This is a genomic window from Ensifer sp. EB106-05-01-XG146 (genome assembly GCF_058791875.1).
In genome coordinates this window covers 311,476-335,239 of the sequence record NZ_JBYTDX010000001.1, presented here as the reverse complement: position 1 = coordinate 335,239, position 23,764 = coordinate 311,476, and the positions used below count along the sequence as shown (strand labels likewise).

At 62.3% G+C, this 23,764-nt stretch carries 25 protein-coding genes; 1 reads left to right on the top strand and 24 read right to left on the bottom strand.

The annotated features are described in order from the left end of the window. Positions 1-13: 13 nt before the first annotated feature. From AC3WVQ_RS01560 to AC3WVQ_RS01515, 10 genes are all read right to left on the bottom strand, one after another. Positions 14-1,225, bottom strand: a complete 1,212-nt coding sequence (locus AC3WVQ_RS01560) for a flagellar hook protein FlgE (protein ID WP_034800738.1) — start codon at positions 1,223-1,225, stop codon at positions 14-16. A 91-nt stretch (positions 1,226-1,316) separates the two neighbouring features. Further along, positions 1,317-1,988 (bottom strand): transcriptional activator Rem, encoded by a 672-nt coding sequence (rem, locus tag AC3WVQ_RS01555; protein WP_034800735.1) that lies wholly within the window; start codon positions 1,986-1,988, stop codon positions 1,317-1,319. 269 nt (positions 1,989-2,257) lie between these two features. Then, the gene (locus tag AC3WVQ_RS01550) at positions 2,258-2,815 is read right to left on the bottom strand and encodes a transglycosylase SLT domain-containing protein (RefSeq protein WP_034800733.1); all 558 of its coding nucleotides are present in this window, start codon (positions 2,813-2,815) and stop codon (positions 2,258-2,260) included. Beyond that, the gene (locus AC3WVQ_RS01545; RefSeq protein ID WP_110818517.1) at positions 2,766-4,181 is read right to left on the bottom strand and encodes a flagellar hook-length control protein FliK; all 1,416 of its coding nucleotides are present in this window, start codon (positions 4,179-4,181) and stop codon (positions 2,766-2,768) included. The genes AC3WVQ_RS01550 and AC3WVQ_RS01545 overlap by 50 nt, the downstream gene beginning before the upstream one ends. After that, the gene (motC, locus tag AC3WVQ_RS01540; RefSeq protein WP_034800729.1) at positions 4,178-5,479 is read right to left on the bottom strand and encodes a chemotaxis protein MotC; all 1,302 of its coding nucleotides are present in this window, start codon (positions 5,477-5,479) and stop codon (positions 4,178-4,180) included. The genes AC3WVQ_RS01545 and motC overlap by 4 nt, the downstream gene beginning before the upstream one ends. A 5-nt stretch (positions 5,480-5,484) precedes the next feature. Then, positions 5,485-6,756, bottom strand: coding sequence for a MotB family protein (locus AC3WVQ_RS01535; protein WP_060516531.1), 1,272 nt, complete (start codon positions 6,754-6,756; stop codon positions 5,485-5,487). Next, positions 6,753-7,406, bottom strand: coding sequence for a hypothetical protein (locus AC3WVQ_RS01530; protein ID WP_060584339.1), 654 nt, complete (start codon positions 7,404-7,406; stop codon positions 6,753-6,755). The genes AC3WVQ_RS01535 and AC3WVQ_RS01530 overlap by 4 nt, the downstream gene beginning before the upstream one ends. 451 nt (positions 7,407-7,857) lie before the next feature. Then, positions 7,858-8,832 carry a flagellin N-terminal helical domain-containing protein gene (locus AC3WVQ_RS01525; protein ID WP_034800723.1) on the bottom strand — a complete coding sequence of 325 codons (975 nt, stop codon included), beginning with the start codon at positions 8,830-8,832 and terminating at the stop codon, positions 7,858-7,860. A gap of 377 nt (positions 8,833-9,209) precedes the next feature. Beyond that, complete coding sequence (locus tag AC3WVQ_RS01520) at positions 9,210-10,151, bottom strand: flagellin N-terminal helical domain-containing protein (RefSeq protein WP_064816980.1); 942 nt, start codon at positions 10,149-10,151, stop codon at positions 9,210-9,212. A gap of 289 nt (positions 10,152-10,440) precedes the next feature. Next, complete coding sequence (locus AC3WVQ_RS01515; protein WP_064816979.1) at positions 10,441-11,382, bottom strand: flagellin N-terminal helical domain-containing protein; 942 nt, start codon at positions 11,380-11,382, stop codon at positions 10,441-10,443. A 369-nt stretch (positions 11,383-11,751) separates the two neighbouring features. Between AC3WVQ_RS01515 and AC3WVQ_RS01510 the strand changes: the two genes are divergently transcribed. Beyond that, positions 11,752-13,665, top strand: coding sequence for an O-linked N-acetylglucosamine transferase, SPINDLY family protein (locus AC3WVQ_RS01510; RefSeq protein ID WP_090294969.1), 1,914 nt, complete (start codon positions 11,752-11,754; stop codon positions 13,663-13,665). Positions 13,666-13,876: 211 nt separating this feature from the next. Here AC3WVQ_RS01510 and fliP read toward each other — a convergent pair whose 3' ends face one another. From fliP to AC3WVQ_RS01440, 14 genes are all read right to left on the bottom strand, one after another. After that, a complete protein-coding gene (gene fliP / locus AC3WVQ_RS01505) occupies positions 13,877-14,614 on the bottom strand; it encodes a flagellar type III secretion system pore protein FliP (RefSeq protein WP_034796894.1) in 738 nt (245 codons plus the stop codon). Positions 14,615-14,622: 8 nt separating this feature from the next. Next, positions 14,623-15,117, bottom strand: a complete 495-nt coding sequence (locus AC3WVQ_RS01500; RefSeq protein WP_060522250.1) for a flagellar basal body-associated FliL family protein — start codon at positions 15,115-15,117, stop codon at positions 14,623-14,625. Positions 15,118-15,135: 18 nt separating this feature from the next. Further along, entirely contained in the window at positions 15,136-15,849 is a 714-nt protein-coding gene (gene flgH / locus AC3WVQ_RS01495) for a flagellar basal body L-ring protein FlgH (protein WP_034796898.1), read from the bottom strand. Beyond that, positions 15,846-16,385, bottom strand: a complete 540-nt coding sequence (locus AC3WVQ_RS01490; RefSeq protein ID WP_034796899.1) for a MotE family protein — start codon at positions 16,383-16,385, stop codon at positions 15,846-15,848. Before AC3WVQ_RS01490 ends, flgH begins: the two co-directional genes overlap by 4 nt. Then, positions 16,382-17,497, bottom strand: coding sequence for a flagellar basal body P-ring protein FlgI (locus tag AC3WVQ_RS01485; protein WP_043613025.1), 1,116 nt, complete (start codon positions 17,495-17,497; stop codon positions 16,382-16,384). The genes AC3WVQ_RS01490 and AC3WVQ_RS01485 overlap by 4 nt, the downstream gene beginning before the upstream one ends. Beyond that, on the bottom strand, positions 17,494-18,003 hold the full coding sequence (gene flgA, locus AC3WVQ_RS01480) for a flagellar basal body P-ring formation chaperone FlgA (RefSeq protein WP_051659364.1): 510 nt from the start codon (positions 18,001-18,003) through the stop codon (positions 17,494-17,496). The genes AC3WVQ_RS01485 and flgA overlap by 4 nt, the downstream gene beginning before the upstream one ends. 17 nt (positions 18,004-18,020) lie before the next feature. Further along, positions 18,021-18,809: a flagellar basal-body rod protein FlgG gene (gene flgG / locus AC3WVQ_RS01475; protein ID WP_034796905.1), complete on the bottom strand. Its 789-nt coding sequence runs from the start codon at positions 18,807-18,809 to the stop codon at positions 18,021-18,023. Positions 18,810-18,820: 11 nt separating this feature from the next. Next, positions 18,821-19,162 carry a flagellar hook-basal body complex protein FliE gene (gene fliE, locus AC3WVQ_RS01470; protein WP_034796908.1) on the bottom strand — a complete coding sequence of 114 codons (342 nt, stop codon included), beginning with the start codon at positions 19,160-19,162 and terminating at the stop codon, positions 18,821-18,823. Continuing rightward, positions 19,162-19,581, bottom strand: coding sequence for a flagellar basal body rod protein FlgC (gene flgC, locus AC3WVQ_RS01465; RefSeq protein WP_034796910.1), 420 nt, complete (start codon positions 19,579-19,581; stop codon positions 19,162-19,164). Before flgC ends, fliE begins: the two co-directional genes overlap by 1 nt. 5 nt (positions 19,582-19,586) lie before the next feature. Then, entirely contained in the window at positions 19,587-19,967 is a 381-nt protein-coding gene (gene flgB / locus AC3WVQ_RS01460; protein ID WP_034797574.1) for a flagellar basal body rod protein FlgB, read from the bottom strand. 179 nt (positions 19,968-20,146) lie between these two features. Then, positions 20,147-20,701: a hypothetical protein gene (locus AC3WVQ_RS01455; RefSeq protein WP_060581897.1), complete on the bottom strand. Its 555-nt coding sequence runs from the start codon at positions 20,699-20,701 to the stop codon at positions 20,147-20,149. Next, the gene (fliI, locus tag AC3WVQ_RS01450; RefSeq protein ID WP_090295134.1) at positions 20,701-22,092 is read right to left on the bottom strand and encodes a flagellar protein export ATPase FliI; all 1,392 of its coding nucleotides are present in this window, start codon (positions 22,090-22,092) and stop codon (positions 20,701-20,703) included. Before fliI ends, AC3WVQ_RS01455 begins: the two co-directional genes overlap by 1 nt. An 18-nt stretch (positions 22,093-22,110) precedes the next feature. Beyond that, the gene (gene flgF / locus AC3WVQ_RS01445; protein WP_034796916.1) at positions 22,111-22,836 is read right to left on the bottom strand and encodes a flagellar basal-body rod protein FlgF; all 726 of its coding nucleotides are present in this window, start codon (positions 22,834-22,836) and stop codon (positions 22,111-22,113) included. Between the two features lie 2 nt (positions 22,837-22,838). Beyond that, the gene (locus tag AC3WVQ_RS01440) at positions 22,839-23,618 is read right to left on the bottom strand and encodes a DUF1217 domain-containing protein (RefSeq protein WP_034796919.1); all 780 of its coding nucleotides are present in this window, start codon (positions 23,616-23,618) and stop codon (positions 22,839-22,841) included. Between the last annotated feature and the right edge of the window lie 146 nt (positions 23,619-23,764).

The window sequence follows — 23,764 nt, the reverse complement described above, 5'->3', positions numbered from 1 at the left end:
GTATCTCTTTCAATTACCGTTTCAGGTTGACAAGCACGTCAAGCAGGTCCGAGGCGGTCTGGAACACCTTGGAGTTTGCCGTGTAGTTGCGCTGCGCCTCGATCATCGAGGTCAGCTCGTTGGCGATGTCGACGTTGGAGTTTTCGAGTGCCTTGGACTGGATGTTGCCGAAAGCGCCAGAGCCGGCAAAACCGGTGACAATAACGCCTGAATCCGCCCCTTGCGAGTAGACGTTGCCGGACTGCGGCTGCAGCTTGTCCGGGCTCTGGACGGTCGCAAGGGCGATCCGGAACTTGGGGATGAGGTTGCCGTCGCCATACTTGACGTAAACGATGCCTTCCTTGTCGATCTCGAAGCCCGACATCTTGCTCGGCTTGCTGCCGTCGATGCCACCGCCGGTGCTGCTGAAGTCTCCACCGAGCTGCGTGGTCTTGGAGGTGTCGATCGTGATCGCACCAAGGTTGGCGCCGGTACCGGGCAGGTTGTTGATGGCCGTCGTCGTCAGCGTCGCGGGGACGGCGCCGATGCGCTTGCCGGCCGCGTCGAACGTCATGGTCTGGGTACCGACTGTAGTGCCCGATGTGCGATCGACGACGCTCAGGCCCCAGGCGTTCGGACCTGTCTTGGTGTAGGTGAAATCGAGGATGCGGGTGTTGCCCTGGCTGTCGTAAACAACCATCGAGGTCTTCGATTGATCGTTGACGGCCGCGCCCGACGGCAGGTTTGCTTCCATCGTACCCTTGGTCGAGCCAGCGGCGACCAGGCCCTCGTCCTTGAGCTGGACCGGTACCAGGCCGTCAAAACCGTTGACGACGACGGTCGGATCGACGCCGGCCTTGTACTCGTAGCCCATCAGCGTGAAGCCGGCGGTGTTGACGAGGTTGCCGTTCTTGTCCGGAACGAAGGAGCCGGCACGCGTCAGGAAGTTCTCACCGCCATTGCCCGAAACGATGAAGAAGCCGCCGCCGTTGATGGCAAGGTCGCTCGCCGACGTCGTATAGCTGGTGCCGCCTTGCTGGGAGATGCTGTAGCGCACCTGCGTTTCGACACCGCCGGAATTGTAGTTGCCGCCGCCCGAAGGCAGGATCATCGACGAGAACTCAGTGGAGGCGCGCTTGTAGCCGGTCGTGTTGGCGTTCGCGATGTTTTCGGCGACCGTGCCCAGACGGTTCGACTGGGCGTTCATACCGGACACACCCGTTCTCATGCTGCCATAGAGACTCATATCGGATCCTCATTTCCTTGTTACGGCGACACTAGGAAGCGGGCCTTGCGTGAACCTGTCTTGGTTCAGTGCCCGCCCATCGGCGTGGCGCTCAGTTCCAGTCGATGCAGTAGCCAAGGAAACGCTTCGAATCGATCGGGTCGAAACCGAGCTTCTTGCGCAGTTTCTTGCGCAGTTTGCTGATGTGGCTTTCGACGACGTTTTCCTCGACGTCCTCGTCGAAGATCCCGTAGATCGCGTTGAAGATCTGCGACTTGGAGACGCGACGGCCGCGGTTTGCGACCAAATACTCGAGAATGCGGCGCTCGCGGCGCGGCAGGGCGAAGACATCGCCGTTGATTTCCGGATCACGGCCGTCGGCAAAAACGCGGATCGGACCAATGTCGGTAAAGTTGGCGATCGCCTTCAAGCGCCGGCGGATCGCAGCGACGCGGGCAAGGATTTCGCGGGGGTGGATAGGCTTGCGCACAACGTCGTCGACGCCGCAATCAAAGAGTGCAAGCGTGTTTTCGAGGGACGGCGTGTCGCTCATCGCGATGACCGGTGCCATCGAGCGATCGCGGATGGCCCGCGGCAGCGTGAAGGTGGTGTCGCCCTGCCCGATCAGGAAGGCTTCCACGGCATCGATATCCGAATCGGCAGCCGCGTTTACCCACTCTCCAAACTCCCTGGGATCGAAACCCGTCGAGGGAATACCTTCACGTCCGAAGAGGGACGTATACCCGTCCTTCACCAGCTCTCTTTCATCAACCACTACGATCATTCGCCCGCCTCCGAATCAGTATGGCTCCGCACTGATTGAGAGGTACGAATCGAGGGATTCATGAACAACTAGAGGAAGTTACTGGGTGGAATTAATAATTGATTAACCATGTTTCGCCGATTTGATCTATATCTAGTAGCACCCGCCTCAAGGTGGCACTAAAATAATGTGGAAAAGTTAACGGACTACGACAAATCGCTTGCGGTCACATTGTCCGCGCATTGTCGCCACAATGCGGCAAATGGGATGCTAATACAATTGATGGTTGCTTATTGGCAAAACTGCGTGGCGTTCGGCGTCCACTTGCCGTAGCCGGTCGCGACGAGATTCGCGATCACCCGGCAGACATATTTCTTCTGCGCCGGGTCGTTGTTCGGGCCTGCGTGATAGCGCGCAACGGCCATTGTCCAGGTCTCGTGCCTCGCATGGAGATTGGCCAGGAAGCGCGCGGCATATTCGACATTCTTGCGCGGGTCAAGCATCTCCTGCGGCGAGCTGAAATGCTCGCCATGGAAGTAATAGTTGATCTGCATGCAGCCGAGATCGATGAGCTTGGCACCCTGTGCCCGCGCGTTGCCGAACTGGGTCAGAACGTCCTGCTCGCTGCTACCGAAATAAGCCTTGCCTTCGATGTTCATCGCGTAGGGTTGAAGCGATCCCTTGCGGCCGGTTTCGGTCAGCCCGACCGAATAGAGGATCCCGGCCGGGATATCGTACTTCGCCGCTGCGCTGATGATCTCGCGCTCGCAGACGCCTGCGTCCGCGCTGGCAAAAGCGCTACATGTAGACGTGACCAGTACGAGAGCGCTCAGTGCCGGCAGCCGCATCGTCCGTCCCGCCATTGCCAACCCACCTTTCCGCCGCCGAAGATTGGCTGTCGTCCTGTCGCTGCTGTCGTCCCTGGCCGTTGCCATCGGCGCGTTCTCGGCCCTGCTGCCCGGCCTGGGCTTGGGCCTGCGCCTGCGACCCGCCGCCGGACGACGTGTCGCCGCCGGAGTTGAATACGATGTTCACCTGATCGACCGCAAAGCCCTGAGCGCGCAGCGCCTTGACCAAGTCGTTCTGGTCGTCGCGCAACTGCCGGAAGGCGTCGCCGTTCTCGACCTTCAGCTCGACCTGCAGTTCGTCATCCTTCAGGCGCAGCGTGGCCGTGACAAGGCCAAGCTCGATCGGGTGAAGCTGGATCTTCAGGGTGTTGAGCGTTTTGCCGGCCTGCGTCCACGCGCCCGGCTGACCGAGTGCAGCACTTGGCTGCAGGGAAGTGGTGGCCTCACCGGCGATGGCGTCTGCCACGGCGCTGGTGTTCGGGCTCATCGAGATGCCGAGATAACGCCGGGCCTCGAGCACGGTGACATTCTCGACCTTGGCGGAGCCTTGCGAGCGGGCAGCGTCGAACGCTGCATCACCGTCCTTCGAGAGACTCATGGAAACGGCCTGTCCCTTGCCGTCAGCCCGGGCGAAGCGGAAGAGCCGGTCGGGGTCGTTCTCGCCCGCCTGTGCCTCGGCTTTCGCGCCATGCTCGCTGCCACCGGCAACGGGCGCCGCGCCTTCAATCTGGCCATCCGCTGCCTGGCGCGCGGCCGCCGTCTGTCCCTGAGGCTGCGTCGCCTGGGCACCGCCCAGCAGCGTCAGCAGATCGTCCATCGCTGTAGCTGTCTGCTTGGCTTCAGCGCCCTCGCCGCCGGCGTTGACGTCGCCATCGACCGAGGCGCCATCTGCCGGCGCTTTGCCAATGCCTTTCGTCAAGGTGGCAATGCGCTTGGCGAGTTCTTCATCGACCTCCACTTGAGCCAGATCATCGGACACGGCAGCCGATTTGGCCGGATCGGTCTTGTCGACGGCACGTTTGCTGCCAACGCCGCGCTCGGCCGCCTGGAAATGGTCGCGCAGCGCGTGTTCGTCGAACTGGTCGTTGCGACCAAGGCTGATGCTGCGTGTCACGGCCCTGCCCGCGGCCTTGGCAATATTGTCCTTGTCGATCAAGGCTCCCGCCTCCGCGTCGCTGCCGGCAGCGGCGTCGTTGCCGCCTTTGCCTGAACCCGGCTGGTCGTTGGTTTTTTGCCGCCCGGCATTGGCCACTGCATCTTCAAACGCGCCGGCCGATGCACCACCGGCCTGCTCCTTGCCGCCCGCTCGTCCGCTTCCCGTGCCGACAGGTGTCGGAGGCATGCGCAGGGTGTCCTCAGCCCTCATTTGTCTTCTCCCTTCAGGAGAGCGTCGATCTCTTCGATCTTCGATCGTCCTTTCGCCACGAAGCCATCGTGCTTCGGGTCCGCCACCTCGTCTGCGCCGGATGCGGCCACGGTCTCCGGCGCAACCGCCGGGGTCTGCCCGCTTCCAAAGGGGCTCATGCCGCTGCCAGTTTCCTCGCTTGCGGCCGACGCGTTCGCCTCAACCGGTCTATCGGGTTTAGACGCAAACGCTTGCGTGAGGCTTTCACCGACAGGTGGCCGGACGACGGCGTCCGCAACCGCCTTTGCAGCGTCGCGCAAGGCGCGGTCGCGCGGCGAAAGCTCCGCATCCGATATCGCCGCCAGGCTCGCCGTCGCGGCAAACACGTCATTGGAAGGCACCGAGGCCAATCCGGCATAGAAGCTGGCAAGCAGTTTCGGCTGCGGCGCGCCATCTGCGCCGAGCGCCTCGGCGCGTTCAGACGCGAGCTTTGCGAGTTCTTGCTTGCCGGCGATCGCCGCGCGGCGGGCGACGCGAAGGAAGACTTCGCGCTGGCGCGGCGCGTCCATGAAACCCAGGATCTCCGAAATTCGCCCCTGCGCCCCGCCATCGAAATGGGCGACGGCGAGTTCGACGAAGACATCCGCGAACTGGCTGGCATAGGGGGAGGTCAGGTAGCGGCGGGCATAGGTCAGCGCATAGCGGAAGCCCTTGTCCGCGTCGCCCGCCTGAACCGCGAGGAAAACCGAGCGACGCAGGGCAGCCTCTTCGATGATCGTACCCGGGGCCGCGAGACGGGCCCAGTCGTAGTACTTCATCGCGCCCACAGGATCCTGCTGCGACGTCGCGTTGCCGAGGATGAGGTAGAGATACGGGCCGATGCGGGCGCTGCGGTACTCAGGCGCGGCCTTGGACAGGCTCTCGACGATCAGGCCGCCCTTGCCATTCAGATATTGCGTCAGCGCCTCGGTGACGCGGGAATCGAAGTTCCCGGCCACATCGTGATCCGCAAGGTACTTCAGCGTCTCCGGATTGCCGCCGCTCATGGCATAGACCAGCGCCGCATCGACGTTGCGCGGATCACGGAAGACCGCCGCGTCGGCCGCACGCAGGCGCTTGTCGATGGCGCCCAGCATGAAGCGCTGCATTTCGATCGCCGAATGGTCGCCAAGGACGACCGAGTCCTGCACATATTGCAGCGACCGGATCATCTTGAAGGGTGCGAGCTCCTCGATATCGTTCGCCCTGGCACCTCCGGTTAAAACGGGGGTCGCCAGCACACAGCAGGCCATCAGAGCGGTTCGCAGGCGTCTCAGCATGGTGCTTAACCCGGAGCCGATTGCAAGAGGATCTCGATGCGGCGGTTGCCCGGGGCGTAGGGATCGCCGGGGATCTGCAGCCGCCGGTCGGCGAAGCCGCTGATCTGGCTGACGCGATCTTCCTTCAGGCCACCGCGGACGAGCATGTAATAGGCGCTCTGGGCGCGGGCGGCGGAGAGGCGCCAGTTATCATAAGTGCCATCCTTGAAGGGACGGCCGTCGGTATGGCCGCGGATTGCAACCGCGCCCTGACGCTCAGCCAGCAGATGGCCGATCTTTTCCATCGCCAGTACCAGTTCCTTCTGCGGCACGGCCGAGCCGACGGCAAACATCTGCGCATCGGTCCGCTCGCTGATCGTCACCATCAGGCCGCCTTCAGCGGGTGTCACGACAAGTCCCTCGGCCAGCTGACCCGCCTCGCCGGCAAGCTGCTTCTTCAGCTCGGCCTGGAGTTCGGCCGCCTGCTCCTTGGCGTCGGCCTCGGCGGCCTCGGTCTTCGGCTTTTCGCCGGCTGCGGCGTCCGCCGGGTCCTTGCCAGCTCCCGTATCGGTGTCCTTGCCGTCACCGGCCTGCTTGTCGGCCGCTTCATGCGGCTCCTGCGACGCGTCCGCCTCGGACTTCTTGACGGCCGGCGTCGCGCCTGCGGGCTCCGTCGACTTGTCGGCAAGGGCAGCAACGGTTTCGGCCGTGTTGCCGGCGTCCTTCACTTCGACCTGCTTGGTCCAGAAGTCCGGATCGAACGGGTCACGATAGGCTTCGCCGCCATCGGCGCCGGTGGCCGGGCCGGACTGGGCCGCACCGCCCTCGCCCTTGACGCTGATGTTGGCCTGCTGGCCGACCTCGCGCGCAATCTCGGAAAGAACGGAATAGGGGTTTTCGAAGAAGTCGGCGTCGGAGTACTTCGTCTCTTCGCCCGACGTCGCCGTCAGCTGATCGCCGGTTTTGGCCGAGCCACCGGACTTTTCCTGCTCGCCGTCAACCTTCGAACGTTGCTGCGTTTCTTCGCCCTGCGCATCCTTGGCCGGGTCCTTCAGGCCACGTTCGGCAGGCTTCTGGTCGGTCAATTGCACCGGGTTGAAATAGGAAGCGATCGCCGCCTTCGTCTCTTCGTTGGCGGCATTGATCAGCCACATCACGAGGAAGAAGGCCATCATTGCCGTCATGAAGTCGGCATAGGCGATCTTCCAGGAGCCGCCATGGTGACCATCATGGCTGCCGCTGTGGCGCTTGACGATGATGATCTCGTGCTTGCCGTTGTGGTGGTTTTCGTCGCTCATGCGAGAACTTTCCGAACTGTATCGGCCCAGGCGGCCATGCGCGTCACGAGGATGGTGCCATCCATCTCGACGGCGAGATCGACATCGTCAGATTCGACGTGCCGCAAGGACGGCATGTCTTCTCCGAGCTGGCGCTTCAGCGCCTCGAAGAGAGACGCCGGGCCTTTGACGACGATGGTGCAGCCTTCGCCGGCCACAAGTCCCTGGCGCAGCATCTGCGCCATATCGGCAACGGCGCGCTGCATGAGGGCATCGCCCATGACGGGCGCGAGCACGCGGGCGGCCTGATCGCCGAGTGCGACGGCAAGCCCCTCGGTCATTTCGTCGATGCGCAGCGCGAGACGGTTCGCGGTTTCCTCTTCGAAGCGCCGCGTCAGCGCCTCGAGTTCGGCCGCGTGCGCCGCCTGAAGTTCGGCTATCTGCTTTTCCTGTTCGAAGACGAGTTCGGCGGTCGCCTCGGCCCGCCCTTCGGCGAAGGCGCGCCGGCGTTCGGCATCGATATCGATTTCCGGCATGGCTGGTCTCGCGCCGAGGCGCTCGCCATCGGCATAGTCGGTATCCAGATCGGGGAAATACTTCGGAGGCATCAGCGACAGCTCGACTTTCGGTGCGCTGAAGTCCTTGAGATAACGGGAGAGCATTGCACTCATGGCCGGCCCCCTGCAGCGGACCTGCGGCAATGCGGCGATCCCCATCTGCTTGAGAGGCGGCGCTCCCTGGCGCGGACTTCCATTGCTCCTGGCACTGCTGACATGTCTCCCTCGGGCCCGACCGTCGGATACGGCAGACCCAGCATTCTTGACGTACATCAGCGTGATCCGGGGTCGGTTGTTCCCGGAGCGATCTGATGCAGGCGGCGGCGCAAAGGTCATTTTGGCCGGCAGTCATCCGACAGGACTGCGAGGGAAGGCTATTCGGTCAAACTTGTGCGAAAATGAATGTGTTGGACCGCGCCAGGGCAATTAGCGCGGTCCAACCGTTTCCACCGGGTGCCGTGACCGACGACGTGGCAGAACTCAAAGTGCCGTTACCCGCATGCGGGGTGATGGGCTCAGTTTGGCGGATCGGCGGCCGCTTCCGGCCGCTGTCCGCCGCTGCGCCTTACTGCTGGAACAGGCGCAGGATATTTTCGGAATTGGTGTTGGCGATCGAGAGCGCCTGGATGCCCAGTTGCTGCTGCGTCTGCAGCGCCTTCAGCCGTGTCGATTCCTCGTTCATGTCGGCATCGACGAGACGACCGACGCCCTTGTCGATCGTATCCATCAGGTTGGCGATGAAGCCCTCCTGCAACTCGATGCGCTTGGTGATGGCGCCGAGCGTGGAGCCGGCGTCCGTCAGCTGGTTGAGGATACGTTCGACGACGCTGATCATATCGGCCATTTCGGCAGGCGTCGTCGATGCGGTCAGCTTGACTTCCGCCGTCGTACCGATTGGCGTCGTCGCCGGTGCGCCGATCAGGTGGTACAGGCGCGCGCCCGCCGTGCCGGGCGGAGAGGTGAGCTGGGAGGCGTCGTAGTTCCTGGTCAGGATGCCTCGGCTCGCATTCTGCTTGTCGATCAGCATCGACTGCGAGGTGTCGAAGTCGAGCGTCGTGACCGACACATTGCCGTTGGCGTCACGGTTGAACGAGGCCACGACGGACTTCGTGCCGACCGGAGCTGTGGCGGCGTTGTAGAGCCAGTTTTCGCTGGAGAAGGATGCGGACTGGGCGGCCGAGATAAGCTGGTTCTTGAGCTCGGTGATTTCCTTGTCGATCTTCAGCTTGTCGACGCCCGGCTCACTCGCCGCGACGAGCTTGCTCTTGATCGCGCTGACGACCTCGATCGACGAATTCATTGCCGCATAGGCCGTGTCGATCTTGGCGGCGCCGAGGCCGAGGGCGTCCTGAACGGTGGAGAGCGCGGCATTGTCGGAGCGCATGGTGGTCGCGATCGACCAATAGGCGGCGTTGTCGGCAGCCGTCTGCACGCGGTAGCCCGAGGAGATGCGGTCCTGGACTTCCGCCATGTCGGAGTTGATCGAACGCAATGTCTGGAGAGCCGCCATGGCGGCGGTGTTGGTCATGATGCTTGTCATTGGTCACCTGTCCCGAATGAATTCCTAAGGACATTCCGGAGTGTTACCGGCAGCGATGGGACTGGCATCATGCGAATCGCCCCTGTTTTGCCCTGGAGGCGACCCTTCGCTCTTAACCAAGATGTAACGATCTCATAGTTAACAAATGGTTAATGCCGTTAGGAAGTCGGTAACAAAGGTGAACAAAAATAAGGGAAGATGGACGAAGCGTTAAGATGCGTACCGTCACCCATGGAACGAATGCCGGCGGCATGCGGCACGCCTGACGGCCATTGAATACCGGAGCGCAAAACGAAAAAGCCGCACGATCCACGGGGGATGTGCGGCTTCTTTTCGAAGTGACGGGCGAAGATCGCCCGTCATGTTCGGTCGATCGATTAACGGAACAGCGACAGGATGTTCTGCGAGTTGGTGTTAGCGATCGTGAGTGCCTGGATGCCGAGCTGCTGCTGCGTCTGCAGAGCCTTCAGGCGGGTCGATTCCTCGTTCATGTCAGCGTCGACGAGACGGCCAACGCCCTTCTCGATCGAGTCCGAGAGGTTTTCGACGAAGCCCTTCTGCAGATCGATACGGCTGTTGAGCGCACCGAGGTCGGCGGCAGCGTCGGTCATCTGGGTCAGGATGGAGTCAACACCCGACAGAGCCTGCGACAGAGCGCCGCCCGTCATGTTGGTGATGTCGAGCGTCATGACGCTGAAGGTCAGCGCTACGGTCGCACCGGTCGTGTCGGTGTAGGAGATGTTGCTGGAGAGCAGGCCCGTGCCGGTCGTGACGAACGCGCCGGAAGCGTTCATTTCGATCAGCGAGCTCTTGTTGGTATCGTACTGCAGCGTCGTCAGGCTGACATTGCCCTTGGCGTCGCGGTTGAACGAACCAACGACCGACTTCGTGCCGGCAGCGTTGTTCGGGTCGGTGAAGACCCAGTTTTCGCCGGAGAACGAGGCCGACTTGGCAATGCTCAGAAGCTGGTTCTGCAGCTCCTTGATTTCCTTCTGGATCTTGCTCTTGTCAACGCCCGGCTCGCTGGCGGTTACCAGCTTCTTCTTGATTTCGTCGACGACGTCCTTGGAGTTTTCCATGGCCGACGAAGCAACGTCGGTCTTGGCAGCGCCGAGGCCGAGGGCGTCCTGAACGGCCGAGAGGGCCTTGTTGTCCGAACGCATGGTGGTCGCGATCGACCAGTAAGCAGCGTTGTCAGCCGCGGTGGCGACGCGCAGACCCGAGGAGATGCGCTCCTGGGTGGTTTCCATCGAGGAGTTGATCGAACGCAGGGTGGCGAGTGCGCCCATGGCGGAAGAGTTGGTCAGAATGCTCGTCATTGGCTGAGTGCCCCTTGTTGGCAAAGATGAAATGGAAAGGGACATTCCGGGATTACCGGGAAACGACGGTCAGCCTCATGCCTGCTGACGCTTTAATCTGTTCGGGTCAACCCGTCGTTTCGATGGTTACAACAAACACCATCGTGGTTAACGAACCCTAAAACCCAGAGAAACTTTTCGAAGTTTTATCAGTGCATTGGCGACAAAGAAAAACCGCGCCTCTTGCGAAGCGCGGTTTCGTATCTTGCATCGGGTGCGGACCGTGGCCCGCCCCCTTTCAACCCGTCGATTAACGGAACAGCGACAGGATGTTCTGCGAGTTCGAGTTGGCGATCGACAGTGCCTGGATGCCGAGCTGCTGCTGCGTCTGCAGAGCCTTCAGGCGGGTCGATTCCTCGTTCATGTCGGCGTCGACGAGACGGCCAACGCCCTTCTCGATCGAGTCCGAGAGGTTTTCGACGAAGCCCTTCTGCAGATCGATACGGCTGTTGAGCGCACCGAGGTCGGCGGCAGCGTCGGTCATCTGGGTCAGGACCGAGTCAACACCCGACAGAGCCTGCGACAGAGCGCCGTTCGTCATGCTGGTGATGTCGAGCGACAGAACGCTGAAGGTCAGCGATACGGTCGCGCCGGTCGTGTCGGTGTAGGAGATGTTGCTGGAGAGCAGGCCCGTGCCGTTGGTGACGTTGGCACCCGAAGCGTTCACTTCGATCAGCGAGCTCTTGTTGGTGTCGTACTGCAGCGTCGTCAGGCTGACATTGCCCTTGGCGTCGCGGTTGAACGAACCAACGACCGACTTCGTGCCGGCAGCGTTGTTCGGGTCGGTGTAAACCCAGTTTTCGCCGGAGAACGAGGCCGACTTGGCAATGCTCACGAGCTGGTTCTGCAGCTCCTTGATTTCCTTCTGGATCTTGCTCTTGTCAACGCCCGGCTCGCTGGCGGTTACCAGCTTCTTCTTGATTTCGTCGACGACGTCCTTGGAGTTTTCCATGGCCGACGAAGCAACGTCGGTCTTGGCAGCGCCGAGGCCGAGGGCGTCCTGAACAGCCGAGAGGGCCTTGTTGTCCGAACGCATGGTGGTCGCGATCGACCAGTAAGCAGCGTTGTCAGCCGCGGTGCCGACGCGCAGACCCGACGAAATACGCTCCTGGGTGGTTTCCATCGAGGAGTTGATCGAACGCAGGGTGGCGAGTGCGCCCATGGCGGAAGAATTGGTGATGATGCTCGTCATTAGAGTGTCCCTTGATTACTTTAGACGATTTAGGGGACATACCGGACTTCCCGGTGATGGCGGATCGGCTTCATGCCACTCGGTTCCAACTATCTCGGAAGAAACCAAACCCGTCATGTGAAAGGGACTATCGCGTGCAAAGCTTGCGAATTGATTAAATGCCCAAGGCAGCTTGGGCCGAGATAACTTATACTTAACAAGACTTTAATGCTGCCACGGATGCAGAGATCACAGCCCCGCTGCCGCCAGCAAAGATGTGTCGGACGGTGGTTCGCTCCTGCCTGAGGCAAGCTCCCCCGGGTAAACTCGGCTTCGAACAAGGACTAGCAAGCCGGCGCCGGTCGCCGCGCCTCTTCGACGGAGCTCTTAGTGAACGCCCAAGCCATCTTTTCGACCGCCTCCCGGCAATACCAGAAGGGGCAGTACACGGACGCGCTCAACCAGCTGAATGTGCTGATGGAGATCAACCGCGACACCAAGACCTATGTGCTTCTGGCGAAGGTCCTCGTGAAACTCGGTTTCAAGGCCGAGGCGGCCCGTGCCTACCAGCTCGCCGGTGAAGCCGGCGGCTCGCGGGCGGAAGATTACCTCACCGACGCCATGAAACTCTACTTCGCGAACGGGCAGGAGGACGAGGCACTGAGCATCGGACTGCCGCTTCTGGAGAAGGCCAAGACAGATGCCGAGATCGCCTTCATCATCGCCTCGATCTTCCTCAAGCGCGGCGAAAAGGAAATCCTGGGGCTTTTCAAGGCTCCGCTGACCCTGAGCACCAACCGTCTGCACAATGCGCTTGCCTTCAAGCTGTTGACCGCCGAAATCAACGACCTGCAAGATCGTGACGCGCTCGCCAATCTCTTCCGCAACAACCCGAAGAACACCACGCTGCGGTCGGCCCATCTCGTCTATGCGCGTGAGGCCAACGACTATGCCGAGGTCGAGAAGCACGAACGCGACATCCAACGGGCACTGAAAGCCGGGCAGACCGAAATTCTTGCAGCTGAAGCGCCCTACTATCATGCGACCTGGTGTGGCGACGAAAGCTTCAACCGGGTTGCCGGCGCACAGCTCAACCCGTTCCCGAGCAGCCTGACGGAAGTACGCCGCGCCGCGCCGCACCGCTGGGGCGAGCGCATTCGCATCGGTTATGTTTCCGCCGACTTCTGGGACGACCATGCGACGATGAAGCTGCTGAAGGCGGTGTTGATGGCGCACGACAAGACGCGCTTCGACGTCACCCTCTTCTGCCATACCAAGAGCGCGCTTGCGGCGCGCGACCAGGACATACGCGCAAGATGGGGCAGGATCGTCGAGATCGGCGACCTCTCCGACGACGAAGCTGCGCATGTGATTCGCCAGGAAAACATCGACATTCTCGTCGACCTGAAGGGGCATACGCTAGAGAGCCGAGTCTCCATCTTCAACCGGGCCGCAGCTCCCGTGCAGGTGGGCTGGCTGGGCTTCCCTGGAACCACCGTCAACGTCGATCTCGACTACATCATCGGCGACCCTTGTGTGCTTCCGGACAGCAGCAAGGCGCATTATTATGAAAAATACTGCCGCCTGCCGGAGACCTACCAGCCCAACGATCCCTACGAGCGCGCCCGGCCCCGGGCGATGTCGCGCAAGGATGTCGGCCTTCCCGAGGATGCATTCGTATTTGCCTCCTTCAACGCAAATCGCAAGATTTCGCTTCAGACGGTCAATCTCTGGATCGACATCCTTCGCCAGACGCCCGGAAGCCTGCTGTGGGTGCTGTGCGACAGGGCGGATGCACGCACAAATCTGCTGGCCAAGTTCAAAAGCGCCGGCGTCGATACCAAGCGCATCGTCATCTGCGGCAAGTTCGCCTACCAGAACCACGTCGACCGCGTTCCGCTCGCCGATCTCGGCCTCGACACCTATCCCTACAACGGCCACACGACCACATCCGAACAGCTTTGGGCAGGCCTGCCGGTGCTGTCCTTCAAGGGCACGAACTTCGCTTCACGCGTGAGCGAGAGCCTGCTGAACGCCATCGGCGTGCCGGAACTCGTGGCCACGGGGCCGGAGGACTACGTCAAGGAAGCTGTCGCGCTCTACAACAACCGTGACAAGATCGCCGACTATCGAAAGAGGCTGGACGAGAACCGGTTCCGGATGCCGCTATTCGATGCGGAGCGTTTCTGCCAGCACCTGGAAACGGGCTACGAAATGATGGCCGACCGCGCCAAGCGCGGACTGGCACCTGATCACATCGACGTTCCGGCATTGCCGCCGCGCATCGGGTCGTTCGAACGCTGAACGGCGATCATCCCTGAAAGACAAAAGGCAGCGCCGCGGCGCTGCCTTTTTGTTGTCCCGTTTCGAGGATCGCAAAGCCCGATGGCGCGGATGATCCGGAGCGCCATGCGCCGAGGGCAAGCGCATCGCGGTTTTCGGGATGCGCGTCTTCTCTTTGAGCTTTTGATTTGTCGCCGTCGCCAGCGCGCCGCGCACTGTCCGTGCGACAGCTCTAACTGAAGGAGCGCACCAGACTGCCGACGAGGAGGTTCCAGCCGTCAATCAAGACGAAGAAGAGAATCTTGAACGGCAGCGAGATTGCCGTCGGCGGCAGCATCATCATACCCATGGCCATGGTGATGGTAGCAACGATCAGATCGATCACCAGGAACGGCAGCATGATCAGGAAGCCGATTTCGAAGCCGCGGCGAATTTCCGAGATCATGAAGGCCGGCACGACCGCGCGCAGATCGACCTTGTCGTCGACGACGACCGTCTGGCCCTTTTCCTTGGCGATGTCGATGAAGAGCTGCAGGTCCTTGTCGCGCGTGTTGGCGAGCATGAAGTCGCGGAAAGGCTCGGTAATCCGGGGGATCGCCTCCGCCTCGGTGATCTGGTTCTTCATCAGCGGGTCGATGCCGTCCCGCCAGGCGCGATCGAAGGTCGGCCCCATGACATAGAAGGTCATGAACAGCGCCAGCGAAACCATGATCATGTTGGATGGCGTGGTCGCCAGGCCCATGCCGGTGCGCAGGATCGCGAAGGCAATCACGAAGCGCGGAAAGCTGGTGACCATGATCAGGATGCCGGGGGCCACCGACAGCACGGTCAGAAGACCGAAGGTGCGGATGATCCACGAGGCGGCAGAGCCGTCGATAGGCGTATTCAGGATATCAGAGGGGAAGCTCTGGGCGCCGGCAATACCGGACATCGCCATCATGGCAACTATAAAGGCGACTAGCCGGACCATTTATCGAATCATTGGATGACGAAGGTTCTGAACATCACATTGGTTACGCGCCCATCGGAGCGCAGGTCAACCCGCTCCTGGATGTCATCCCGGAGATATTGAAAGCCGCGTGGTCCCTGGATTTGTTGCAGGGAAACGGTTTTCAGATAGGCGGCGATATCCTGGTGGATCTGCTCGGCGAGTTTGGGGTCAGGCACGCCGTCGAACTGCAGCGCCACTTCCAGGCGGATCCAGTTTTCAGAGGGATAGGCAAGGTTGGTGGTGATCGGGTCGAGCTGGACGACGCCGTTCGCTTCGGTCGCTACCTTCGGCAGGCCTTCTTCGCCGGTCGCATTGGCGGCCGGCTCCTTGGTCGCTTCCACCTGCTCCTTCGGAGGCGGTGGTGCGAGCAGGCCGCCCACCAGCCAGCCGCCGCCGCCGGCAAGCAGCGTCAGCACGGCGATGGCCGCGATGGTCAGCACCTTCGACGGCGGCTTCGGAGCGTTGGAATCGAGTTCTTCCATCTTGCCGTTCCCTGCCGATCAGATCGGCGAAAATAGATCCATGAACTGCTGGCCGTAGGGCGGCTGCTGCACTTCTGTCAGGCGACCACGGCCGCCATAGGAGATGCGCGCCTCGGCGATGCGGTCGTAGGAGATGACGTTGTCGGCATCGACGTCCCGCGGCCGGACGATACCGGCGACGTTCAGGATGCGCAGCTCGTGGTTGACGCGCACTTCCTGCGAACCGCTGATCAACAGGTTGCCGTTTTCGAGAACGCCGGTGACAACGGCAGCAACGAGCACCCGCAGCTTTTCCGAACGCTCCGTCGTGCCGTCACCTTCGGTCTTGGTATTCGAGCCGTATTTCAGGTCGCCGGACCAGCCGAAATCGCTCGTCTGAGACTTGCCGCTGGCGCCGACGTTGAAGCCACTCGAGTTCTTGCGGCTACGGTCCGTCTTGTTGTCGAAGGTTGCGCCTTCGTTGATCTTGATGTCGACCGTCAGGATATCGCCGACATTGATCGCGCGCGCGTCCTTGAAGAGCGCTGCCTGCTGGTCGTTCCACAACGAATAGCCATTCACCATCTGGCGCGGCTGCTTCGGATACATGGCGAGCTGCGGCGTCTGCGAATATTGCAGACCGCTGCCGATCGGGCTCATCGACGGCGCGCGACCGATTTCGTTGAGCGCTTGATTCTGACATCCCGCAAGGAGGGCGGCCCCGGTCAGTATAGCCGTTAGACGCGTTTTCATGATGGTTCCTTCGAGGTGTTCGGGTCGCTGGCGCTCGAGATGATGTTGGTAAGGATCGCCGCCTTCTCATCGCTCATTTCGCTCAGGATCAGCGATGACTGGCGCGGTGGCAGCTGCATGACGATGGCGGCGGCAATCTCGGGCCTCACCATCTCAAGCTTGCCGGCGGCTGCGTCCGGCTTCATCGTCTTGTAGATGCCGACGAGGTTGAGTTCCGCCTGTTTCAGGAAATCGTTGCGGCGGTTCAGCCAGTCTTCGTATTCCTCGCGGCGCTTTTCGAGCGTGGCGATGCGCTCGTCGATGCTTGCCTGCAGCGTTTCGAGATCCTTGCGCTGCAGCACATAACGCTGGTCGCGCGCGGCGTCGGCGATGTTGGTGCAGAACTGCTGGATCTCGTTCTGGGTCGCGTCGCTTGCGGGCGGCGCCGTGACGTCCTGGGCAAAGGCGCCCGGCATCGAAAGCATGGACGCGACAGCCGCCGCAGCGAGCAGCAGCCTGCGGGTCCGGCCGAGAGAATGATTGTCGTTTGCGATCATTGCAGCACGAGCTCCGCCTGGAGGGCACCGGCCGTCTTGATGCTCTGCAGGATGGCGATGATGCCGTCCGGCTTGACGCCGATGTTGTTGAGGCCGGCGACGAGCGAGCGAAGGCTCGAACCGTTGAGGATCGCCACCGTGCCGCCGTCGGACTGCGCGTTGATCGTCGTGTTCGGTTCCATCGCCGTCTGCCCACGCGAGAAGGGCAGCGGCTGCACCACTGTCGGCGTCTCGCTGACTTCCACGGTCAATGTTCCGTAGCTGACCGCCACCTCGTTGACCCGGACATCCTGGCCGATGACGATCGTGCCGGTGCGTTCGTTGATGACGACGCGCGCAGGCACGTCGGTCTCGATGACGATGTTTTCGATGTCGGCCATCAGCCGCGCGAGGTCCGCCATCTTGGGCTTTTCGACGAGAACGGCCTGGCTGTCGCGCGCTTCCGCAATGCGGCCGCCATATTGCTGGGCCGCGTATTTGTTGATCGCTGCGGCCATGCCGACGGCGGTCGAGAAATCAGGATTGCGCAGCTGCAGCACGAGGTTGAAGCCGTCCTTGAACTTCGACGGCAGCTCACGCTCGATGATGGCGCCGTTCGGCACGCGACCGGACGTCGTGACGCCCTGGTTGAGGGTTGCGGCGTCGCCCTGCGCGTTGAAGCCGGTGACGACGACGGAGCCTTGCGCGACCGCATAGATCTGGCCGTCCGCACCCGAAAGCGAGGTCATGACCAGCGTGCCGCCGCGCAGCGACGTGCTGTCGCCGAGCGAGCCTACGGTCACGTCGACGCGGCTGCCGGGGCTGGCGAAAGGCGGCAGGTTCGCCGTCACCAGCACGGCCGCGACGTTGCGCGTCCGGGACTCGCCGCCCTGGGTGGAGATGCCGAGATTTTGCAGCATCGCGCGGATCGACTGGTCGGTGAACGGCGACGAGCGCAGGCTGTCGCCCGTGCCCTGCAGGCCGACGACGAGGCCGTATCCGATAAGCTGGTTGTCACGGCCCGCCTGAAGCGAGGCGACGTCCTTGATCCTGGATGCGCCGAAGGCGGGCGTCAGCGCCATGGAGAACGCGACGGCCAGCGACAGGAACCATTTGCATGCAAGCATTTTCATTTCGCCACCACATGGACAGTGCCGTCGGCCATCACCGTTCCGGAAACGATGACGCCGGTATCGATGTTGCGCGCCCGGATCAGTTCGCCGACGGCGGCGTCCTGGAGCGGCGATCCGGCAGCGCTGATGGTCAGGCCGCCATTGCTGAAGACGAGGCGCACGGTCGAACCGCGCTCGACGGCATATTGCTCGCGAAGCGCGCTCGCGAGGATCACCCGGCCGGGAAGAAGCGTGCGCTTGGTGACCTTGCCGTCGATCTCGCCCAGGGTTCTGATGTAGCCGTCGGCGAGATCAGGGTTGGTGACGTCGACGACTTCGACGCGGCTCGCATCGACGGTTTCGCCCGGATAGATGGTCTGCGTGGGGATCACCGCCGTCAGCCGTTCCGCATAACCTGCCGAAGGCAACAGGAAAGCGGCGGCGAAGAGCGCGCCAGCCACCAGCCGCCGCGCGCTGGCGCGGCCGGCCTTCGAAGCCTTGATGTCTGCGGATCGGCGAAACGTCATGTTTGCCCCCTCTTTCGTTACCTGAGGTTCTTGCTCACCGTGGCCGCCATTTCATCGGCGGCCTGAATGATCTTGGAGTTCATCTCGTAGGCGCGCTGCGCAGAGATCAGGTCGGTGATTTCCTTGACCGGATCGACGTTGGACGCTTCGAGATACTTCTGCTTGATCTGCGCGAAGCCCGGATCGGCAGGCGTACCGACGATCGCGTCGCCGGAGGCCGGCGTCTGTTTGAAGAGGTTTTCGCCCTGCGGCTCGAGGCCCGCCTCGTTGACGAAGTTGGCGATCGTCAGCTGGCCGATTTCCTGCATGGCGGGGTCGTTGCCGATGCGCACCATCACCTGGCCGGAGCTCGTGAAGACGATGTCGGTCGCGTCCTGCGGAACGGTGATGCCCGGAACAACGGTGTAGCCGTCGATCGTCACGAGCTGGCCTTGCGCATTCTTGTTGAAGGCGCCGGCACGGGTATAGACCGTCTCGCCATCGGGCGTCTCGACCTGGAACCAGCCGCGACCGATCAGCGCCAGGTCGTACTCGTTGCCGGTCGAAACCATGCTGCCCTGGATGTGAAGGTTGCGTACGGCCGCCGTCTGCACGCCGAGACCGATGATCGCGCCTTCCGGAACGATCGCCTGGTTGGAGCGGTTCGGCACGCCTTGGGCGCGTTCGGTTTGATAAAGCAGATCGGAGAACTCGGCGCGCGCACGCTTGTAACCCGTCGTGTTGATGTTCGCGATGTTGTTCGCGATGACTTCGAGGTTCAGCTGCTGGGCGTTCATGCCGGTGGCGGCAATGGAAAGGGCCTTCATGTCTCGTTCCTTCAGATCTGCATGCGCGCGATTTCGAGGTAGGCGGTGACCACCTTGTCGCGGATCGCAATCGCGGTCTGCAGCGACTGTTCGGCGCTCATCACCGCATCGACGACCTCACGGGTGTTTGCCTGGCCGCGAATGCCGTCGAGTGACATGCCTTCGGCCTTCTTCATGGCGCCGATGGCGTCGCTTGCCATGTCGCCGAGAACCGAAGCGAAGCTCTGCCCCTGCGGCACGCCCTGGGTGGCGGCCGGCATGCCGAAGATCGACGACGAGGATGACGTGGAGTGGGTGCCGTCGGTCTCTTTGGTGACCGAGAAGGCGCCGAGGGATTTAACTGCATCGATCATTATTGCGAGGCTCTCAACAGGTCGATTGTCTGGGAAATCAGGTCGCGGGACTGCTTGATGGTCTGGAGGTTCGCCTCATAGGCGCGGTTGGCTTCGCGCATATCCGCCATCTCCACCAGGATGTTGACGTTCGGCAGCTTGACCATGCCCTTTTCGTTGGCGGCCGGATTGCCCGGATCGAACTCGATGTTGAAATCCGAATCGTCCGTGCCCTGCCGCTCGATCTCGACCAGCGAGGCGCCGCTTGCGCGGTCCACTTCGGCAGCAAAGCTGATGGTCTTGCGGCGATAGGGATCCGCGCCCGGCGTATCGCCGGTGGAGCGGGCATTGGCGATGTTTTCGGAGACGATGCGCAGGCGGGTCGATTCCGCCTGCAGGCCGGAGGCCGATACCTTGAGGGCCGAGGTCAATGGATCCATGGTTCTTACTTCCGTACCGCCATTAGCATCATTCGGTGAAAGGCCTTCACAAGGCCGGCGGAGAGCTCGTAGTCGCGCTTGATTTCGCCGGTCTTCATCATTTCCTGCTCGATCGCGACGCTGTTGCCGGATTGCTGGATCTGCACACCGTCGACCATGCCGACTTCAGCCACCTGAGAGGCTGCGAGGCCGTCCGTGAAGTGCATCTTGTTGGTCGCCGCCATCTGGATGCCGGCGTCCTGCAGCACGCTTTCGAACGGCTTGACGTCCTTGGCCTTGTAGTGCGGCGTGTTCGCATTGGCGATGTTGCCGGCCACCACGTTCTGGCGAACGGTCAGCCACTGGGCCTGCCGGGACGCGAGTTCGAAAAGCTGAATCGGTTGCATCAAAAGCTCCATGCTTGGTGATGCGAACCTAGGCCGGTAATCTTGCGTGGGACTTTCGTCGGAAAGCGATGCCCGAGGGATCGGGGCCTCTGCTGCCGGAGATTGCCTGCAAAAGACGGAAAGCCGCGTCATCCGTCAGAGATGGCGCGGCGGTCACGGGCAAGGAATGCGGGTCTACGTCAGTTGGCCTGGTACATTTCGCCGGACGAGGTGATCATCACCCAGTGGCCATCCCGCTGCTCGAGCGTGGCAAGACGCGTGTTGTCGGGCAGAACCGAGCCGATGCGCACGATATACATGCCGCTGGCATCCTCGATCAGCGCCCGGCCGTTGGCGACATGCATCAGCTTGAAGCCGGACTTGCCGGGAAAGGGCTGCGACAGCCCCTCTTCGGCAGCCGTACCTTCCGGTCCCGGACCAGCGCCGATGCCCGGCACGGTCGCCGTCGTCAACTGGTCGATGGCGGCCACGGTGTCGCCGTCCGCGTCGGGCATGGCGAGCGGAGAAACCGAGACGACGTTGCGCGCGGCGCGTTCCGGCAGATCACGGGTCGAGCCCTGCCACAAAGGCGGCATGGTGAACTTGTCCTGGTGGAAGAAGGCATACCAGGGAAAGAAGGTCGCGAAAGCGGCAAGCGCCACGCCGGTCGCTGCCAGGAACTTGTCGGTCATCGGCATGCGGCTGCGCTTGCGCTGATGCACCATCTCGTCCGCATCATAATCGGTCATGGTCATCACCTCGCTCTCGCACCCGGCTGATTGCCCATCGCCGCCGCCTTCAGCGCGTTGGCGAGATCGGAAAAGGCATCCTGTGCCGGGCGCTCACCGGCGGTCTGCGTCAGTACCTCGTAGATGACCGGCACCTGCTTGATCGCCATGTCGAGATCCGGATCGCCACCCGGGCGATAGCCGCCGATCAGGCGAAGGTCGCGGGTCTCTTCGAAGCGGTGGATCAGCGCCTTCAGGCGTGAGACCAGCTTCTCCTGGTCGGGGGTCCAGGCCTTGCGCGCCAGGCGCGAGATAGAGGCGAGCGGATTGATCGGCGGATACCGCCCCTCCTCCGCAAGACTGCGCTCGAGCACGATGTGCCCATCGAGGATACCGCGCGTCGAGTCGGCGACCGGATCGTTGTGGTTGTCGCCGTCGACGAGGATGGAGATGATCGCCGTGATCGTGCCGGCGCCTTCGGTGCCGGGGCCGGCGCGCTCCAGAAGGCGCGGCAGTTCGGTGAAGACAGAGGCCGGATAGCCGCGCGCGATCGGCGGCTCGCCGGACGCGGTTGCGACCTCGCGGATCGCGTGGGCGAAGCGGGTGACGCTATCGACGATCAGAAGAACATTGTCGCCGTTGTCACGATAATGCTCGGCGATGGTGACGGCGGTCAGCGGCGCCATCTTGCGCAGCATCGGGCTTTCGTCGCTGGTCGCGACGACCGCGACGGACTTCGCCAGATTATCGCCCAGCGTATCCTCGATGAATTCGCGCACTTCACGGCCACGTTCGCCGACCAGCGCGATCACCACCTTGTCGAAGGCTTCGGCGCGCGCCAGCATGGAGAGCAGCGTCGACTTACCGACGCCCGAACCGGCAAAGATACCGAGACGCTGGCCAAGGCAGAGCGGCGAAAAAATGTCGATCGCGCGCACGCCGGTCAGGAAGCCCTTCTCGACTCGCTTGCGCGTCATCGACGGCGGCGCGGTGTTGGTGATCGAGCGGCGCACGTCGCCCTGCTGGAGAGGTCCGAGACCATCGATCGGCTCGCCGAGCGCATTGATCGCGCGGCCACACCATTGGTCGGTCGGCGCGACACGGAAGGCGCCCTTGCGAATGACCGTGTCGTGGATGCCGATCGGATCGCCGGGCTCGATCGGGCAGACGACCACCCGCTCCGGCTCGACCCGAACGACCTCGCCGAGATGGGTTCCGGTGACGCTCTTGTGGGCGACGAAATCGCCGAGCCGGACATGCCGCGACAGGCCAGTCACCGTATAGTGGCCAGGCGAGATCGTCTGGACGTGACCGCCGGGCGCGATCGAGAATTCGGGTTTGGCATAGCGTTCGACCAGGCCGGCAAGTGCCGCCAGAGATGTCGATCCTGTGCTCGTTTTCTGGCCTTCGCTTTGCATGCCGATGTCCGTCACAGATTAGCGGCTGCCGCCAAGCGTCTTGACCGCTTCTTCGAGCGATCCTTCGCTGTCGCGCAGCAGGGCGGTGATGTTGTCGAAGGCGCGGGTGACCATGATCAGCTGCGACATTTCCTGAATGGCATTGACGTTGGACTCCTCGAGGAAGCCCTGCATGACGCCGACATCGAAACGGTCGACGACCGGCTCGACCTGTGCCGCCGGCTGAACGGCGCTGTTGTCGAGACGGATGAAACCCTTGCTGAAATCGGCCTCGTAAAGGCCGAGCGAGGCGACCGCGACACCGTTCTGGTGAAGCGCACCATCGGCGCCGACGGTGATGTCGCCGCCGTTGCCGTTGAGCTGGATCGGCGCGCCGCCGGCGTCGAGAACCGGATAGCCGCGAATGGTGACGAGTTCGCCGGTATCCGTCAGCGTGAACCGCCCGTCGCGCGTCAGCGCCGGGCCGGCGGGCGTCTCGATCTGGAACCAAGCATCGCCCTTGACGGCGAAGTCGAGCGCCGAGCCGGTGCGCGTCAGCGAACCGTTGCTGGTGTTCAGGAACTCCTCGCCCTTGTTGACGTAGGCAACCTTGGTCGGCTTCGTGTCGCCGAGCATCTCGTTGAACTTCACCTCGGTGCCGCGGAAGCCGACGGTGTTGGCGTTCGCGATGTTGTCGGCAAGCGTATTGAGGCGCTTTTCAAGCGCCATCTGCGACGAAATCGCGACGTAAAGACCGGTTTGCACGCTCAGTTTCCCCCGAGTTTCAAGCTGTTGATGGACAGGAGAAGATCGGAAGAAATGCCGTAGCCGCTCGATGAGCCGAAGACCGCGAGCGGATCATAACCGTCCGTTGAATTTTTGGTTTCCCAGAGCGCGGTGAACCGGTCGAGAAACTCGGCTACCTTGGTCGGATCCTGGAAGTCCTTGAAATCGAGCGCCTGTTCATAGGTTTCGGCCTGGCGATCGACATTGGTCGCTGCGAATTCGTCGGGCAGCTGCAGCGCCGTGCGCACCACCTGGGCAATCGCCTCATCGGCGATGATGGCGTAGCCGCTGTTGATCGTCGGCGCCATGCGCGAAAAATAAAGGGCAAGCCTGACGCCGGCATTCTCTTCGCCTGCGTCCTGTTCCAAGGTCTGGCGCGTGTATTTTTCTGCGACGCCCTTCTGCGCACGGTCGAAGGATGTGGCGGCCGCGCCGTGGGCGGCAAAATTCAGCGATTCGACGAGCTGCTTGTAACGGTTGTCGGTCAGCTTGTTGGCAAAGGCATCTTCGTTGTCGACGCCTTCGGTCAGCACCTTGCGCATGAAGGCCTTGGCATAGGCCATGTCTTCCAGGCCATGCGCCTTCATCGCGTAATTGTAGAGGCGGGTATCGGCAAAGAAGTCGTCGATCGTTTTGACGTCGCCGATCTTCGACAGATAGTACGCGGTCTCGCGCGCCACATCCGGCTGCTCGGCAACGCGGGCCAGCGACTTCGTCAAGTCGGCCGTAATCAGCTTGTAGCTCGTATAGGTCGTGGTCACGATCGCTCCGCCCCTGCCGGAATGAGACAGGCAGCCCCTGAGCCTGCCCTGACAAATCCTGACCGGACAGCCTTGCGCGAACCTGTTCCGCCAGGTGGCCTTGTCGCCAGGACCGGCCAGCCTCACGCAAGGATGAAACCGTATCC

Bases quoted from the DNA above. Each gene is read 5' to 3' on its own strand.
- AC3WVQ_RS01560 (WP_034800738.1), bottom strand. From the start codon at position 1,225: ATGAGTCTCTATGGCAGCATGAGAACGGGTGTGTCCGGTATGAACGCC.
- rem (WP_034800735.1), bottom strand. From the start codon at position 1,988: ATGATCGTAGTGGTTGATGAAAGAGAGCTGGTGAAGGACGGGTATACG.
- AC3WVQ_RS01550 (WP_034800733.1), bottom strand. From the start codon at position 2,815: ATGCGGCTGCCGGCACTGAGCGCTCTCGTACTGGTCACGTCTACATGT.
- AC3WVQ_RS01545 (WP_110818517.1), bottom strand. From the start codon at position 4,181: ATGAGGGCTGAGGACACCCTGCGCATGCCTCCGACACCTGTCGGCACG.
- motC (WP_034800729.1), bottom strand. From the start codon at position 5,479: ATGCTGAGACGCCTGCGAACCGCTCTGATGGCCTGCTGTGTGCTGGCG.
- AC3WVQ_RS01535 (WP_060516531.1), bottom strand. From the start codon at position 6,756: ATGAGCGACGAAAACCACCACAACGGCAAGCACGAGATCATCATCGTC.
- AC3WVQ_RS01530 (WP_060584339.1), bottom strand. From the start codon at position 7,406: ATGAGTGCAATGCTCTCCCGTTATCTCAAGGACTTCAGCGCACCGAAA.
- AC3WVQ_RS01525 (WP_034800723.1), bottom strand. From the start codon at position 8,832: ATGACAAGCATCATGACCAACACCGCCGCCATGGCGGCTCTCCAGACA.
- AC3WVQ_RS01520 (WP_064816980.1), bottom strand. From the start codon at position 10,151: ATGACGAGCATTCTGACCAACTCTTCCGCCATGGGCGCACTCGCCACC.
- AC3WVQ_RS01515 (WP_064816979.1), bottom strand. From the start codon at position 11,382: ATGACGAGCATCATCACCAATTCTTCCGCCATGGGCGCACTCGCCACC.
- fliP (WP_034796894.1), bottom strand. From the start codon at position 14,614: ATGGTCCGGCTAGTCGCCTTTATAGTTGCCATGATGGCGATGTCCGGT.
- AC3WVQ_RS01500 (WP_060522250.1), bottom strand. From the start codon at position 15,117: ATGGAAGAACTCGATTCCAACGCTCCGAAGCCGCCGTCGAAGGTGCTG.
- flgH (WP_034796898.1), bottom strand. From the start codon at position 15,849: ATGAAAACGCGTCTAACGGCTATACTGACCGGGGCCGCCCTCCTTGCG.
- AC3WVQ_RS01490 (WP_034796899.1), bottom strand. From the start codon at position 16,385: ATGATCGCAAACGACAATCATTCTCTCGGCCGGACCCGCAGGCTGCTG.
- AC3WVQ_RS01485 (WP_043613025.1), bottom strand. From the start codon at position 17,497: ATGAAAATGCTTGCATGCAAATGGTTCCTGTCGCTGGCCGTCGCGTTC.
- flgA (WP_051659364.1), bottom strand. From the start codon at position 18,003: ATGACGTTTCGCCGATCCGCAGACATCAAGGCTTCGAAGGCCGGCCGC.
- flgG (WP_034796905.1), bottom strand. From the start codon at position 18,809: ATGAAGGCCCTTTCCATTGCCGCCACCGGCATGAACGCCCAGCAGCTG.
- fliE (WP_034796908.1), bottom strand. From the start codon at position 19,162: ATGATCGATGCAGTTAAATCCCTCGGCGCCTTCTCGGTCACCAAAGAG.
- flgC (WP_034796910.1), bottom strand. From the start codon at position 19,581: ATGGATCCATTGACCTCGGCCCTCAAGGTATCGGCCTCCGGCCTGCAG.
- flgB (WP_034797574.1), bottom strand. From the start codon at position 19,967: ATGCAACCGATTCAGCTTTTCGAACTCGCGTCCCGGCAGGCCCAGTGG.
- AC3WVQ_RS01455 (WP_060581897.1), bottom strand. From the start codon at position 20,701: ATGACCATGACCGATTATGATGCGGACGAGATGGTGCATCAGCGCAAG.
- fliI (WP_090295134.1), bottom strand. From the start codon at position 22,092: ATGCAAAGCGAAGGCCAGAAAACGAGCACAGGATCGACATCTCTGGCG.